The organism is Bacillus sp. FSL K6-1005, assembly GCF_038000225.1.
In the GTDB taxonomy this organism is placed as follows: domain Bacteria; phylum Bacillota; class Bacilli; order Bacillales; family Bacillaceae; genus Bacillus; species Bacillus mojavensis.
Window position 1 is genome coordinate 2582740 of sequence record NZ_JBBOBP010000001.1, and the last position, 15844, is coordinate 2598583.

Genomic DNA, 15844 nt, shown 5'->3' on the forward strand with positions numbered 1-15844 from the left:
AATCTGTAACAAAAAAGACCTTTGTGCAGGACAAAGGTCTTTTTCATTATTGCTTAAATTGGCTTTCGTATAAGTCACTGTAAAATCCTTTTTGGCGTATCAGCTCATCATGGCTGCCTTTTTCAATCATTTCGCCGTCTTTTAACACAACAATCTGATCCGCTCGTTGAATGGTATTCAGCCTGTGGGCAATGATGACGCTCGTTCTCCCCTCCATTAAGCGGGCAAGCGCTTCTTGAATTTTCACTTCTGTTACGGTGTCAATGTTGCTTGTCGCTTCATCCAAAATGAGCAGAACCGGATCGGCCAGCACGGCTCTTGCTATAGAGATCAATTGCTTCTGCCCTTGACTGATGCCCGAGCCGTTTTGTGTCAGCACTGTATCATATCCTTTTGGCATCCGCGCAATAAAGCTGTGCGCATTCGCTGTTTTTGCTGCGGCCTCGACTTCCTGATCGGAGGCATCGAGCCTGCCGTAGCGGATATTTTCTCTGATCGTGCCTTGGAATAAGAACGAATCCTGAAGCACAAACCCCATGTTTTTTCTCAGGCTGGCTCTTGTCAGCTTTTTAATATCAATCCCGTCGATTAAAATGCTCCCCTCATTGGGCTCATAAAAACGGGCAAGCAGATTGGTAACAGTGGTTTTTCCCGCTCCCGTCGGGCCGACAAAGGCGATTGACTGCCCGGCCGGCACTGTGAATTGGAGGTGTTTCAGCGTCTGATTGTTTTCCTCGTAGCCGAAGGAAACATTTCGGAATTCAATGCTGCCTGTTTGTATCGGCTGATGCAGGGCATTCTTTTCATCCTCCCGCTCCTCTTTTTCATCCAGCACGTCAAACACCCGTTCAGCGCCGGCAATAGCGGACAGCATCGTATTAAACTGATTGGCCAGATCATTTAAAGGGCGTGTGAACTGTCTTGAGTACTCGGCAAAGACAACGATGGTGCCGATGGATATCCAGCCTTTCAGCGCAAACAGTCCGCCGATTGCGGCAATGATTGTAAAGCTTAAATTGTTTAAAGAGTTCATCACTTTCGGGATAAAGCCGGAAATCGTCTGTGCCCAGAAGCCTGAAGTCTTGAGTGCGGCGTTTTTTTCCAGAAATTCAGCTGTGATCTGGTCTTCCCGTGAATACGCTTTGATGACCTTGGCGCCTGAAATGCTTTCTTCAATATATCCGTTCAGCTCGCCAAGGTTTTTTTGCTGTTCTTTAAAGAGTTTCCCCGTACGGTTAGTGATCCATTTCAAACTTACCGCCATTACTGGAATGATCGTCAGCGTAATCACCGTCAGCAGCGGGCTCATATACAGCATGACGGCAATCGTTCCGACGAAGGTAATGACGCTCGACAGAATTTGAATCACCGACGTATTTAAAGTGGAGCTGACATTTTCGATGTCATTGGTCACCCGGCTCATCAGCTCTCCATGCCGCTGTTTATCAAAAAACGGGATCGGCAGCTCATGCAGATGGGTGAACAGCTCGCTTCGCATTCTAAAGACTGTGCCTTGCGAAATCGTGATCATCCAATAGTTTTGAAACCAGAGCGACAAAGATTGAATGAGATATATGCCAAGCAGAATGAGCAGAACGGGAATAAGCCCGCTGACCGTCTGGCCGACGATGAAATGATCGATGGCCTTTCCAATAACAAAGGGGCCGAGGAGGCCGAATATCGCGCTGATTACGACCATCAGCATAACGAGTATGAGCAGCCCTTTTCGTTCTGCCAGGTACAACCAGATTCGTCTCAGGGTGCCTTTTGTATCCTTTGCCTTCGCTCTTTTTTTGGCGCGTTCTTTTTTATCGATTGGGATTTTGGGATATTGGAAAGGCTTGCGGATGTCTTTCAGCATGACTCGCTCCCCTCCCTTCCGAATTGCGACTCGTAAATGCGCTTGTATAAATGTGATTCAGAAAGCAGCTCGCTGTGTGTGCCTTTTTCTATCAGCTCGCCATCCTCCATCAGCAAGATTTCATCAGCTTTCATGGCCGTTGTTATTTTTTGTGTAATGATTAAGGTTGTGCACTCATATGTGCTGATGGCCTCAAGCAGATTCGCTTCCGTTTGCAGGTCAAGCGCGCTTGTGCTGTCATCCAAAAGAAGGATGGATGGTTTTCTGATGAGCGCCCGTGCAATAGAAATCCGCTGCTTTTGGCCGCCGGACAAATTGACGCCTCTTTGTCCCAGAACGGTATCATATCCCTTTGGAAGCTTCATGATCGTTTCATGGATTTGCGCATGTTTTGCCGCTTCCATTATTTCATCAAGTGAAGCATGTTCTTTGCCCCAAGCAATATTTTCTTTGATTGTGCCTGAAAACAAGAGCACTTCCTGGGGCACAAATCCGATTTGCTTGCGAAGACCCTCGGCCGGAAAGTCATCAATTGGCTTTTCATCTATGTAAATGCTGCCCGAATCCGGCTGATAAAGCCGCGGGATGAGCTGAAAAAGCGTTGATTTTCCTGATCCTGTCGCCCCGAGAATCGCGATCGTTTCTTTCGGCTTTGCGGAAAATGTGACATGCCGCAGCGCTTCTCTGTCCATATCCGGATATCGGAAGGACACATCCTGAAAGTCAATTCGGCCTGACAAGCGATCTGAGAGTAATCCTCCCTCCTGCTCGTCACCTTCTGTTTCAAGCACTTCGCCGATTCTGTCGCCTGAGGCTTTTGCCCGGGTGAAAATCATAATCAAAAACGGGAACATAGAAAGCGCACCCGTAATTCGTGTCGCATAGTTAATAACCGCGACGACATCGCCGACCTGAGTGCCTCCGCTTGTAATGCTGTGAGCTCCCGCCCATAAAATAAACAGAATGCAGAGGTTCATCAGCAGCATCAGCACAGGCATTGTAAATTCTACAAGCTGAAATGCCGAGACCGTTTTTTGCATCAGCATCGTGTTTGCTTTGATAAATCTCTTGACCTCATGGCTTCCGCGCAGCAGCGCTTTAATCAGCTTGATCGCAGTTAAATTTTCCTGCATGATCGTATTCACTTGATCCAGCCGTTTCTGCACAGACCTAAACAGCGCTCCGCCTTTTTTCAGTACCCAAAGCAAAAACAAAATCAGGATCGGAATCGTCACAAGAAGAAAAAAGCCGAGCTTCACGTTAACAGCGAGTGACAGCACAATGCCGCCCACAATCATTAACGGCGCACGCAGCATAAACCTCAGGCTCATAAAAATCAGGTTTTGCACCTGTGTTACATCGTTTGTGAGCCTTGTCATATAGGATGAGGACGAAAACTGTCCAAATGTTGAATAAGAGAAGGACTGGATTTTTTGAAAAAGCCCTTTTCTCGTATCATAGGAAAAGCTTTGGCTGACATGGGCAGCGTAAAAGGAATTCAGCATACCCGCCGCAAATGATAAAATGGTCAGTCCGATCATGACCGCACCCCATATCCAAACGTGCCGCATGTCTTGCTTCAAAATCCCATCGTCGATGATTTTTGCAATCAATAGAGGCTGTACCAGTTCAACCGCGAGTTCCGTCAGCATGAGAATCAGCGCAATTCCCACCAGAAGTGAGTATGGTTTTAAATATGATAAAGCCTTTGACATGTAAAAGCCTCCAAATCCCTTTATAATCGGTTGTCTCTATCTTTACTTTACTATGATGGTCTTTTTGACGGCAAACGAAAACCCTCCTATAAAGGAGGGTCTGCTTTATTGATCTAATAGTTTTTCCACACGCTCCCGCATCTGCGGTACACTCAATCCGATAATCACCTGAAACGCTTTCCCGTTTCTTACGACGCCGTGTGCGCCAAGCGCGCGGAAGACGCTGTCGGGTTCGACCTTTTTTTCATCCTTGACGCTGACTCTGAGGCGCGTGGCGCAGTTTGTGACCTCGGTGATGTTGTCTTTTCCGCCTAACGCTTCGATGTACAATGCAGCGGTTTCATCTGCCGTTTCCGCAGCGGAGGCGGTTTCATCCTTTTTGTTTTTTCTTTCTCTGTATTCCTGTTTTGAATACAGCTTTGTTTCCTGCTGATCGTCAATTTCACGTCCCGGTGTGGCAATATTGAATTTAAGGATCAGAAATCGGAAGACGAAAAAATAAATAGCAGTAAATGAGAGTCCAATCAGAACTTGATACACATACGTCATACCGTGGCTGCCAAAGAGCGGAATCCAGTTCAAGGTAACCGCCTCGATTAACCCGCCCCCCATGTTTCCGACAACACCGGCCATATACATGACCGTCGACATTGTCGCGGCGAGTACGGCGTGAACCGCAAATAGGAAAGGAGAGATGAATAAGAAAGTAAACTCAATCGGCTCTGTAATGCCGGCGACGATCGCCGTAAGTGTGACAGGAATCAGCAGGCCGGCGACGAGTTTTTTCTTTTCCTTTTTGGCTGTGACATAAAACGCGAGCGCAATTCCCGGAATGCCGAAGATTTTCGAATTGCCGTGAAGCGCGAATCCGCCTTGCGGGAACAGGTCCTTCAGCGGTTTGGCGCTTTGTGAATATTCACCGAGGTGCTGCGCCCAATACGTGACGATACCGCCTTCCGCCACAGCCGGTCCGTAGATGAACGGCGTGTAAATAAAATGATGAAGACCGGTCGGGATCAAAATCCGTTCCAGGAACGTGTAAACCCATACACCTGCTGCCCCCGAGGCAACAAGGAAGCTTTGAAGCGAGCCGATTCCCGTTTGGACCATCGGCCAGATAAAAGACACGGCCAGAGCGACCGGAATCATAATGAAGAAGGAAATCATGACGATATACGTGGAGCCTTGAAAGATGCCGAGAAAATCAGGCAGTTTTTTATCAAAATAGCGGTTATGCAAAAATACAACAATGGAAGAAATAAAAATTGCCCCAATAATGTTGGTATCAAGCGTTTTAATGCCGGCAATCATCGTTAATCCGCTCGTTCCGCCGACCTCTTGGTTCATGTCGACGCCGAATGCTCCTCCCCATACCGTCAGGATCGAGCTGACAAAGTAGTTGAACGTCAAGTAAACCGTAAGCGCTTCCAAACAAGCGCGCGCCTGAGCTTTTTTCGCCAAAGCGACTGGGATGCCGATGGCAAATAAGAGCGGCATTTGATTAAATACGGTCCAGCCGCCCTGCTCAATGATATACCAGCACTGGTACCAAAACCCGTCAGGATCGGCGAGCGGGCCCATCAGGGTTTCGTTTTTGAAAAGCGTGCTGACACCGACAATAATGCCGGCGAACGCGAATAATAGAACAGGCACAAACATCGCGCTTCCAAAGCGCTGGACTTTTTGCATCATATCAAAACCCCCTGCTACTCAATGTCTTTTTTTTCAGCTTCTTTGTAATCAACATATGCGCGGAATAATGCTTCGCCAACGAGAAAAAACGGCGCAAAAGCGACAATTTCTTTTTTATCGCTCAATGTCACGGCCTTGCTTGTCGCATAAAGATTATGCGGTGTCAGTTGGGCGAGGACATTGTTTTTCAGATTCGTAATGGAAATAAAGGGAACACCCTTTGCGGAAAGCATTCTTGCCTGCGGGATCAGCTCAGGTGTTTCTCCGGACAGCGAAATGATGATAAACAGGTCATTCACCTTAAAATCATCCTGCATCTGGTCAAATTCATTTCTGCCCTCAATTAAAATCAGATACTTATTGAGAGGGATAAACATTCTTTGCAGATCATGGGCGCATATCTTTTGCGCCGTTCCGGACCCGTACACGAACATGCGGTCCGCTTCATCAATCAGCTGGCACATGTCCGTCATGTCCTTTGTCCTTAAAAATTTCAGGTTTGCTTCAATGTCATCCAGCAGCTTTTGAAAGCTCATACTCTCGCCTTCTTCCGACTGATCTTCCCACTTCAAAAAAACGCGAAATTCACTGTAGCCGCTGAAACCAAGCTTCTGGGCAAGACGCAAAATCGAGGAACGCGATACACTGCACGCTTTCGCAAGGGCATCGATTCCAAGACGATAGCACGTGTTCTTGTGATTCAATATATATTTCAAAATATGAAAATCGTTGTCATTTAATTTACTGTAATGCTGATTAATCAGTTCTTCGAGCTGCATATCAGATCCCCCCATTTTCTTTCTATTATATACAATATAGATTTCAAAAATGGGGGATTTTTCAATTAGGAGATGCGGCTAGGGCTTTGATCAAGCTCAGGCCAGAAATCTTTATTGGCTTCCATTAAATCTTCGAGAATGAGCCTTGCCACACGGGCGTTCGGCACTGTTTTTGAGAGAATGAGCGCCTGCCATAGTTTTTGGAAGGATTTTTCCGTCCACGCCTCAACTGTCAATTTCTCAACTGATACCTGCTGCTCCATCAGTCCTTTTTGGAACTGCGGAATGTTTCCGACTGTGATCGGTTCAGGCCCATTCGAGCCGACGATACACGGCACCTCTACCATTGCTGTCGGGTCAAAGTTTGCGATTGCGCCGTTATTTTCAACGATTAAAAGCATTCTTTCACCTGTATTGTAGGCAATGGCACGGGCCAGATCGACGATATATGACGCGTGATCGTCTATTTTGATGTCGCTGTTTTTAGAGGACTGCTCGCGTGCAATCATATCGCATTGGCTGAAAATAAAGGCTTCGCGTCCTTCCATGACTTCGTTTGCCCGCGTATGGTTCGGATTTGATTTTTTCACCATGTCATCCGGGAACAGATAATATTGTAAATACGTATTCGGCAATGTGTCTGGATCGGCGGCCTGCACGTCACGCGCTTTTGCGAACGTGTCATTCCAGCTCGCCTCCACCGCTTCGGACTCTGCGTTCGGAATATATCCGTACTGAGACACATGTTCCTTCAGCTTCGGCATTAAATCATTGCCCTCTTGATCCTGAATGGATGTCCACCAGCCGAAATGATTTAACCCATAATACCGGACCTTCATTTCTTTTCTTGAGGACAGGCCGAGAATTTGCGCCATGCGGTCTTCGATACCGACCGGCATATCACAGATGTTGAGGATTTTTGAGTTCGGTCTGAGGCGTCTCGTTGCTTCCGCCACAATCGCCGCCGGGTTGGAGTAATTCAGCATCCACGCATCTGGCGAGTATGTTTCCATGTAATCTAATATTTCAAGCACGCCGCCAATCGAACGCATACCGTATGCGATACCGCCCGGTCCGCACGTCTCCTGGCCCACAACTCCGTACTTCAGCGGAATTTGCTCATCAAGCGCGCGCATCGCGTATTTCCCTACCCTGATGTGTGCCATGACAAAATCAACGTCTGTAAAAGCTTCTTCCGGATCAGTCGTCGCTGTAAATTCAATTTCCGGTGCTTTTTCTCTGATAAAAACGTCACAGGCTCCCGCAATCCGCTCCTGTCTTTCCTTATCATTGTCATACAGCTTCAGCTTTCTGATCGGAAACTCCTCCAAATGGTCCAAGAGCATCAGAACAATCCCGGGAGTAAATGTGCTCCCTCCGCCCGCTATTACGATTGAGAATGATTTTTTCTTCATATGACGACCTCCTTGATAACGTTTACATTTTATTTATATCATGTGACAGCTTGTCTCGTAATGCTTTTGGCGCACTTAGGTCATTTGATCAGTTTTAGTTTTTTTTCCCATAGAGCGGGAAATTTCTCAATTGCTATCATGTAAGAAATTTGATTTTTTTACCTTTTTTGCACTCTCAAAGTCTCATCATCTGTGAAATTTGAGTGAATATACGCCCTTCCAGTTCTTATGAAAAGGTTCTTTTGTACGATTCGGATACATGCCGAATTATTTATAATCATTTATATAAAACATCCATTTGTGCGTTAATTTAGGAAAGGCAGGGGACAAAAGTTGGACTCATATAAAGTCATCGAGCTCGCAAATCAGTACAGTGCAGCCGCAGAAGAGGTCAGAAGCTCAAAAATGCTCCTTGACTCCCGGTTATTTGCATTGGGCGATGCGTGGCAGGGAAAAGCAAGAGACACATTTGACCAGGATTTTGAGGAAACAAGAGCTGCCTACGACCAGTTCGAACAGGAGCTGCTTGAAACAAGCCAGGAACTTAAGGCAGCTGCCGTAAAAATAGAAGAACGAAAAGCTGAGATTGCCAGAATGGAAGAATTAGAAAGAAAAGCAAGAGAGGAAAGACATAAACTCGAGAGGTGAATAGCGTGTCAGGAAACATTGCAGTTGATCCGGATAAGCTTGAACAGCTGGCAAATGATGTGGTCACAGAATTAACTGATATGGAAAACAAATATAAGGATTTGCATGGCGAGCTGGGACAGCTGATTTTACAATGCGATCCCCGCTACAGCAGCTGTTTTTCGGGGGTCGGGGATGCATGGAGCTCAGGAAAAGCGCTCGTCAGCAAGCTGAGTGACAATGAGATATTCATCAGAAAAACGAGCGACAAATTTGTTGAGCAAGACAATATTTTACGAAAGCTTTATAACGCTTATGACAAATATGGAACGATGACAAGCTTAACCGCCCTTATGCTGACCCAGGGAAAATACTACGGATTAGGGCTTACAAAGTTTGTGAAACAGCCAAGCGGCTTACATACTGCACGCCATTCTAACATTCTATTGGACATTTCCAGAGCAGTAGACAGCTCCCGTTATCAAAAAGCAGCCAGAGTGCTTTTGAACCCAAAATATCTGTTTAAAAAGACAAACCGACCATTTTCTGATCTGGTACATAAAAAGTTTACAAAGTACTTTCCGCAGGACACAGTGGATTTTTCAAACAGCGTAAGGAGCTATACAAGAGGATTTGTTAATGAAGCCGGCGTACGCTCAACGCTGAAGGATGTCGGAAAAACAGGCTTGAAATTCGCAAAAGGAAATGCCATTACAGCGACACTGATAACCGGAGCGACAGAAACGTTTGGAGCAGGCTTAAAGATCGCAGAAAACTACTCGAAATACGCAGACAAACCCGAAGTGCTCAAAAGGGAAAATGCAAAAGCTGTTGGCAATGCAGTGAATAACACGATTTTTATCGCTGGCGGGGCAACGGCAGGCGCAGTCGTCGGCGGTGCCGTCGGAAGTGTGTTAGGCCCTGTTGGCACAGTCATCGGCGGTACGATTGGTTCCGCTGTAGGCGGTTTTGTTGGGGAGAAAATTGCCAAATTCACATCAGGTTTCGCTGAAAAAGCAGCCATAAAGCTAAAAGAACCGATTCATGCTGCCGTTGATACAGCCAAGCAAGGCTTGGAAGCTGCCGGCAAGGTCGTAGAATCAGTGAATGACGGCATAGATGCGGCCAATAAAACAATTCATAAAGGAATGGAGAAAGCAAAGAAAACGGCGGACTCGCTTATACACGGCGCAACCCATTTCCTTAAAGGCAAACTTTCATTCGGATAGGAGAATAAATCATGACTCAGTTTACGATCAGCTTAGAAGAGCTCATATTTTGTTTTTACAGCGAAGGCTTTTTTGAACAGGGCATGTCACTGAAGCAAGCCTATTTCCCTGAAATTGAAGATGAGCAGCTCGGTTTCTTATTTGAAGCAGCCTGCCGTTCGCTTTTGGCGAAGGATGCTGTTGAATACCGGAATCATCAATACAGGTTAAAAGATGAGTACTGCCCGTTTATCCACGTATTAAATGACGCGGACTATACAGTAAAGCTTTCCAAGTTTGACGAACAAGGCAGCGAACGGAATGTTTCCTGCCACGTTTCTAAATTTGGCACCTACTCCCATGAACTTCTTTTTGATGAGCAAGTACATAGCATAAAAAAAATGGAATCAAATGACGGATTGCTTACAAAAGCAGCTGAGTTTTTAAATATAATAGATACCGAGGATAAAAGCGAATCTATCCTGGCTTTGACATCAAATGAATTTGAATTACTTCTGGAAGGTGCTTCCGAGACTCCCTCCTATCTGAAGGAATTCCTTGGAAAGCATGACTATCAGGAGGACATTACCCGGTTTATAAATGATTTGGCTTTGCGTAAAGGAAAGCTGGATACACTGATGCGCCTGTCTTACGATAAAGATAACGCGCCGGAAGTGGATGACATGGCTTTTATCCTGCCCGGCACCCGCCATACTTGGCTAATTACGGGTATCACGAAAAATGAATTTTCTGTCATAACAGCAAGTGTAGATATAATAAAAGATATGCTTTTTGTTAAAGAGCGATAAAGGAGAAAAACAATTGAAGAACAATGAAGTCATTAAAGTGAAAAGCAGAATGTTTTTCAGAATCTGGCTGTTTCTCGCAACTGGAGGCGCCGTGATTGCAGGCGTATGGCTGGTGTCAGAAGCCATTACGTTCGAATCCAAATACGCTCTGCTTTATTTAGGTGGCGGATTGATGGCAATTGTCTATGGCTTGATCACATTTTCTATGGTTTTACCAGCGTTCACAAGTCGAGGAAATGTTATTTTTCGTATCAAACAAGGGCCTGATGGGAAGATTTTCACAAAAAAACGCAGCGTGCCTTTTACTGAAATCAAGCGCATTTATATGGGGCGCCATCAATACAGTTTGAAAGGGATTTTCTTTGAGGATATTATCATTGAGAGGAATGACGGCAAGATCGTTCGCATTCCGACTTGGAACATCATAGCTAATCCATTATTTTTCGAAGCGGTTGAACGCTATATGCTGCCCCATATGACGGAAGAGGCGAAAAACAATTGGATCAGCCAATTTACGGAGATTCAGCGCAGTGTGTATTTGAAGGAATTTGAAGAAAATCCGAAGCTTTAACGCGTCTCTCTCCTTTATAATGAAATACAACTGCAGTTTGAGGGGTGCGCGTGATGCTGATGACCATTCTTTTATTTCTAGCGGCGGGACTTGCTGAAATTGGCGGGGGCTATTTGATTTGGCTGTGGCTGAGAGAAGCGAAGCCCGTCGGGTACGGGGTAGCCGGGGCGCTGATATTGATTGTGTACGGCATTCTCCCGACGTTTCAATCCTTCCCTTCCTTCGGCCGGGTATACGCCGCTTATGGAGGGGTGTTCATCGTACTAGCTGTCTTTTGGGGGTGGCTTGTCGATCGGAAAACTCCAGATCTGTATGACTGGATCGGCGCACTGATTTGTCTGATTGGCGTTTGTGTGATTCTATTTGCGCCGCGAGCATAACAAAATGGCCTGCTTATGAAAGCGGGCCATTTTTGTTTAATCCTCTTTTAAATTGTTCAGCAGCACTTCATGCTCCTGCTGCGGTTCATCCAGCGGATAAATTCTTGCTGTTCCGGTTTCTTCATTCACATGCTGAATGTAAATCGGCACTCCGTTGTATGTTACTTTCTTCATATCCGGTGATTCCACGATTTCTTTTGCTCTCTGTATATTCATCTCAACACCCTCCTTCACACATAACGTTTCCACTTCTTGAAAGAAGTATGCTTTATGATCCAGCGGTCATATTAAATTTTTTCAATCGTTTGTAGAAGGTGCTGCGCGGAATGCCGCTGATTTTTGCGGCTTTGGAGACGTTTCCTTTTGCTGTTTCAAGCGCATTGATGAGGATATCTTTTTGAATTTGTTCTCGGAGATTCAGCGCCTTTGTTTCAGCCCGCTTTTCTTTTACGGGGCCGATCGGCAAGCCTGATGCTTCGAGCAATAAGGAAAGCGGCTCGTCACTCAGCCTTCCGTCCGGAAATCTGATGGAAAGGCGTTCAAAAACATTAAACAGCTCGCGGATATTCCCCGGCCACTTCCATTGCTTCAGCACGTCCAAAAAGCCTGGCGGAAGCTCTCCCGGCCATCCATTTTTCTGTGTGTAGTACGCAAAGAGGTCCTTAATATCTTCAAGACGGTTCCGCAGAGGAGGAAGCTGAATCGGGTAGACATGAAGGCGGTAAAACAGGTCCTCTCTGATTTTTCCGCTTTCTGCGAGTTCACGCAAATCACAATGTGTGGCAGCAATCACTCTGATATCAACTGGAATTTCCTTTGTCCCGCCAATCGGCGTAATCTTGCGTTCCTGAAGCACCCGTAAAAGCGCTACCTGCATCGAGTGGGAAATTTCTCCGATTTCATCTAGAAATAAGGTGCCATGATTCGCTTTTTGGAAGGCGCCTTTGTAGCCATTTCGTTTCGCTCCCGTAAAAGCGCCTTCTGCATAGCCGAACAGCTCGCTTTCGATTAAATCCGACGGGATCGCTCCGCAATTCACGGCTACAAACGGCCCGTGCTTACGGTCGCTGTTTTCATGAAGCGCGCGGGCGGCGACTTCCTTCCCCGTGCCGGTTTCGCCCGACAGACAAACTGTCGCATCTGCCGCGGCCGCTCGTTCGAGGCTTATGAGCATGGCTTGCGATTGCCTGCTTTGTCCGAGGACTCCATTAAATCGAAAGGCCGTTTTTTTCTTTTGTTCCGATAAATAAAAACAAGTGCCGCTGTCCCCCATGGTGACCGCTTTTTCGATCGTAAAGCCCTTTTCCTTCAACTCATAAAGATGCCGGCCTTGCCAATCCGGTATTGACGTTTGTATCGGTAGGCTTGCGCCGATGATGTGCTGTTTGGCATTGCAAAGCACGATCGGCACACGGGACGATGCCCTATCGGCAAAGCGGCTGAGCAGTTCAAGCTCTTTCTCCCTGCTTTTGGCTGCCAATTCTCGTTCCGCGGCATAGGCAATCGCCGTGGCAATGCCTAGCATATTTAGGGGTGTGTGCGCTGCTGGGCAAGAGATATCAATCACCCCCGCAAGACTGCCGTCCTCATAATGAATCGGTGCTGCTGAGCAATTCCAGTGATGGGAGGCGACAGAATAATGCTCTGAACCTTGAATGACAACCGGCTCGCTAATGTGTAGCGCCGTTCCGATTGCATTTGTGCCAACCGCCGTTTCCGTCCAGCACGCGCCTTCGATAAAGTTAATGCGTTTGGCTTCATGGAGCGCGCGGCGATGCCCGTCAAGCGCCAGCACCACGCCGTCCGCATCAATTAATAGCGCCATCATTTCCATTTCTTTTATTGCAGGCAGCAATTTTTCCAGGTAAGGCATTGCGGTCGACAGAAAGAATGAATGTTTGTTTGACTGCTGATCCAGCTCCGTTTGCTGCAAAACCTTCGGGCCTTTTTCCAAATAGGGGTTAACCTCAGCCTTTCTGCAGCGATGCCAGGACTCGGCTATCCTTTTTCTTATTCGGGCTTCGTCCAGCACGCCGTCCTTCACAAAACGTTTCCAGGTTTGCAAATCGTTCGGGATCGAATTCATTCCTTGATCGTTCCTCCCTTACACGCCGTTTTCATCTATTGTAGGGGAAAAGTAAAGCGCTTTCAACAATAAAAAAGCTGGCGCATTCACCAGCTTTTCTTGTTATGCATGCACCGCAAGCCCAATTGTGCTTAACAATGCTTCGTGCAGCGTTTCCGAGAGTGTCGGATGAGCCGCGATAAAATGCTCTGCCATATCCGCCGTCATTTCACCGTTCATGATGGCAGCCGCCTGGCCGATGAGCTCGGTCACATCCGGTCCGATCATTGAGACTCCGACGATTTCACTGAACTCTGGCTCAACCACAATTTTGACCTTTCCTTCTGCTTGGTGTTTGATGAGCGCCTTCCCGTTTGCGGAAAAAGGAAATTCACCAATCTGTACATCTCCGTAAACGTGTCTCGCCTGTTTTTCTGTCAATCCGATACAAGCAATTTCCGGGGATGTATAAATACATCGGGGCACATTTTTTTCGTTCATTTTGACGTTCCGTCCTGAAGCGTGTGAAGCTGCGATGATCCCTTCATGGAAAGCGGCATGAGCCAGTTGAATGCCACCGATCGCGTCCCCGCATGCGTAGATATGAGGCACATTGGTCTGCATCTGCTCATTTACAGAAATACCTTTATGGGAAAAATCAATTCCCGCCTGCTCAAGCTGTAATCCATCCAGACGAGGTTTTCTTCCAATCGCCACCAGCACATAATCGGCCTTCGTCTTAAACTCACGCTGTCCGCTTTTCCATATCGCCGTTTTGGCTGCTGGATCAACACGCTCTAACCGGGAGGAGGTATGAACTTCAACTCCGTCTTCCTCAAGCTTTTCCTGAAAGTGACGGGCGATATCCTCATCCTCTGCCGGAATCAGCTGGCCGGCTGTTTCAATGATCGTCACCTTCGTTCCAAGTCTGGCGAACAATCCGGCATACTCGCAGCCGATCACACCCCCGCCGACAATCACAAGCGAAGCGGGAATGTCTGAAAGGGCGAGTGCGTCTTTGCTGTCAATCATCCATTCGCCGTCAAACGAGGCAAAGGGCAGCTCGATCGGCTCTGATCCGGTTGCAATCAATATTTGTTCCGCCTCTCTGATTTCTTTTCCGTTCTCCCCTTTGATCAAGAGCTTCTTGTCAGAAAGAAAGGAAGCCTCTCCCTTTACGACCTGTATTTGATTTTTCTTCATTAAGTACTGTACGCCTTGGACAAGCTGGCTGACAACCTGCTGTTTCCTGCTCTGCATCTTGTTCCAATCAACCGAGATTGCACCAGGCGGAAGTTCAATTCCAAAGCGCCCGGCATGTTTGATTTTATCAAGTACGTTTGCGCTTTCTAACAAAGACTTCGTCGGAATGCAGCCTTCATTCAGACAGGTTCCTCCAAGCGAGCCTTTGTCAATGAGCAGCACGTTTCTGCCCTGCTGTGCCGCGGAGACTGCAGCGGCATAGCCTGCCGGTCCCCCTCCGATAATGGCTAGTGTCATGTCGTTTTCACCTGCTTTTCCTATAAAATTAATGCTGCCGGTTCTTCCAAATATGTTTTAATCGCCTTCAGAAAGGCAGCGGCCGGAGCGCCGTCACAGACTCTGTGATCAAATGTCAGGCTGAGCGGCAGGACCATGCTTCTGACAATTTCCTCCCCTAGATACACCGGCGTTTCATAGCTTGCTCCGATGCCGAGAATGCCTGTTTCCGGCGGATTTAATATCGGCGTGAAATGCTCCACTCCAAAAGCGCCAAGGTTTGTAATAGAGAAGGTTGAGCCTTGCAGTTCTTCGCTTCCCGCCCGTCCCTCGCGTGCTTTTTTGGCATTTTCCGAGATGGATTGAGCCAGTTCAATCAGCGATTTCTTTTCAGCATGGCGGATCACAGGCACAACCAACCCTTTTTCAAGAGCAACAGCCATTCCAAGATGAACATGAGGATGTGTGATAATGCGCTCATTTTTGTAGAAGCTGTTCAGCATAGGATGTGATTGGAGAGCGAGCACCGCAGCTCTTGAGACAAAATGAGTCATCGTTAATTTCGTACCGTGCCGTTCCTCTGCTGTCGGCGAAAGCTGTTTTTGAAGCGCTGCCAGCTTAGTGATATCAGCCTTCATTGTAATCGTCAGCTGGGCGCTGTTTGCCAAGCTTTCCTGCATTCTGGACGCGATCACTTTTCTCATGCCTGTAACCGGCGTTTCCTGCGCCTTTTGGTCGGAAACTGGCTCAGCCTGTTCTCTTTTTTGTTCAGAAAGCGCCTTTGTGACATCATCCTTCACGATTCGTCCGCCCGGTCCCGTGCCCTTCAGATTTTTCAGGTCTAACCCTGCTTTTTCCGCTATTTTTCTGGCGACTGGAGAGATTTTCAGTCTATCTTTTTTAGTGTTTGCGGGTTTGTTTTCATGTTTAGGAGGCTGGGGATCTGCTTGCCTGCTTGCTTCAGCGGCTGGCTCTTCCGTTTCTTCCTGCACCGATTCATCGGCATCCCCGATGTAGCAGATGGCCGTACCGGGCGGAACCTCTTCCCCTTCTTTCACCTTGATATCAATGAGCGTGCCCTTTTCTGGCGCTTCAATTTCCATTTCAATTTTCTCCGACTGAATGCTGGCGATGCTTTCTCCTTTTTCAACCGGATCTCCCACTTTTTTGTTCCAAATTGATACTTCTCCTTGTTTCATGGCCATTCCCAACTTTGGCATCACTACTTTGACCGCCATATGTG

The 15844-nt window shown here is 47.1% G+C and carries 14 protein-coding genes; 5 read left to right on the top strand and 9 right to left on the bottom strand.

The annotated features are described in order from the left end of the window. Positions 1 to 46 precede the first annotated feature (46 nt). The 5 genes from NST16_RS13680 to glvA form a co-directional block, all read right to left on the bottom strand. Positions 47 to 1861: an ABC transporter ATP-binding protein gene (locus tag NST16_RS13680; protein WP_340887176.1), complete on the bottom strand. Its 1815-nt coding sequence runs from the start codon at positions 1859 to 1861 to the stop codon at positions 47 to 49. Further along, positions 1855 to 3576 (bottom strand): ABC transporter ATP-binding protein, encoded by a 1722-nt coding sequence (locus NST16_RS13685; RefSeq protein WP_340887177.1) that lies wholly within the window; start codon positions 3574 to 3576, stop codon positions 1855 to 1857. Before NST16_RS13685 ends, NST16_RS13680 begins: the two co-directional genes overlap by 7 nt. A gap of 105 nt (positions 3577 to 3681) precedes the next feature. Further along, positions 3682 to 5268, bottom strand: coding sequence for a PTS maltose transporter subunit IIBC (gene malP / locus NST16_RS13690; RefSeq protein WP_340887178.1), 1587 nt, complete (start codon positions 5266 to 5268; stop codon positions 3682 to 3684). A gap of 14 nt (positions 5269 to 5282) precedes the next feature. Further along, positions 5283 to 6047 carry a MurR/RpiR family transcriptional regulator gene (locus NST16_RS13695; protein ID WP_340887179.1) on the bottom strand — a complete coding sequence of 255 codons (765 nt, stop codon included), beginning with the start codon at positions 6045 to 6047 and terminating at the stop codon, positions 5283 to 5285. Positions 6048 to 6112: 65 nt separating this feature from the next. Next, on the bottom strand, positions 6113 to 7462 hold the full coding sequence (gene glvA / locus NST16_RS13700) for a maltose-6'-phosphate glucosidase (protein ID WP_168747224.1): 1350 nt from the start codon (positions 7460 to 7462) through the stop codon (positions 6113 to 6115). 333 nt (positions 7463 to 7795) lie between these two features. Here glvA and NST16_RS13705 point away from each other — a divergent pair, with 333 nt between their 5' ends. Genes NST16_RS13705 through NST16_RS13725 form a run of 5 tightly spaced genes read left to right on the top strand, consistent with a single transcriptional unit; the run spans position 7796 to position 11057 of the window. Next, positions 7796 to 8110 carry a WXG100 family type VII secretion target gene (locus NST16_RS13705; protein WP_340887180.1) on the top strand — a complete coding sequence of 105 codons (315 nt, stop codon included), beginning with the start codon at positions 7796 to 7798 and terminating at the stop codon, positions 8108 to 8110. Positions 8111 to 8115: 5 nt separating this feature from the next. Further along, complete coding sequence (locus tag NST16_RS13710) at positions 8116 to 9318, top strand: hypothetical protein (protein WP_286058860.1); 1203 nt, start codon at positions 8116 to 8118, stop codon at positions 9316 to 9318. A gap of 11 nt (positions 9319 to 9329) precedes the next feature. Then, a complete protein-coding gene (locus tag NST16_RS13715; RefSeq protein WP_340887181.1) occupies positions 9330 to 10106 on the top strand; it encodes a hypothetical protein in 777 nt (258 codons plus the stop codon). 13 nt (positions 10107 to 10119) lie between these two features. Next, entirely contained in the window at positions 10120 to 10677 is a 558-nt protein-coding gene (locus tag NST16_RS13720; protein WP_010333421.1) for a YfjD family protein, read from the top strand. Between the two features lie 50 nt (positions 10678 to 10727). Continuing rightward, positions 10728 to 11057, top strand: a complete 330-nt coding sequence (locus tag NST16_RS13725; protein ID WP_081720824.1) for a YnfA family protein — start codon at positions 10728 to 10730, stop codon at positions 11055 to 11057. Positions 11058 to 11093: 36 nt separating this feature from the next. On the opposite strand, the gene NST16_RS13730 is transcribed toward NST16_RS13725, so the two are convergent. The 4 genes from NST16_RS13730 to NST16_RS13745 all read right to left on the bottom strand — a co-directional run bounded on the left by NST16_RS13730 (position 11094) and on the right by NST16_RS13745 (position 15839). Further along, on the bottom strand, positions 11094 to 11273 hold the full coding sequence (locus NST16_RS13730; RefSeq protein ID WP_010333419.1) for a small acid-soluble spore protein H: 180 nt from the start codon (positions 11271 to 11273) through the stop codon (positions 11094 to 11096). Positions 11274 to 11325: 52 nt separating this feature from the next. Further along, a complete protein-coding gene (locus NST16_RS13735) occupies positions 11326 to 13143 on the bottom strand; it encodes a sigma-54-dependent Fis family transcriptional regulator (RefSeq protein ID WP_268449463.1) in 1818 nt (605 codons plus the stop codon). A gap of 102 nt (positions 13144 to 13245) precedes the next feature. After that, complete coding sequence (gene lpdA / locus NST16_RS13740) at positions 13246 to 14622, bottom strand: dihydrolipoyl dehydrogenase (protein ID WP_268449461.1); 1377 nt, start codon at positions 14620 to 14622, stop codon at positions 13246 to 13248. 20 nt (positions 14623 to 14642) lie between these two features. Further along, positions 14643 to 15839: a dihydrolipoamide acetyltransferase family protein gene (locus NST16_RS13745; RefSeq protein ID WP_340887182.1), complete on the bottom strand. Its 1197-nt coding sequence runs from the start codon at positions 15837 to 15839 to the stop codon at positions 14643 to 14645. Positions 15840 to 15844 lie beyond the last annotated feature (5 nt).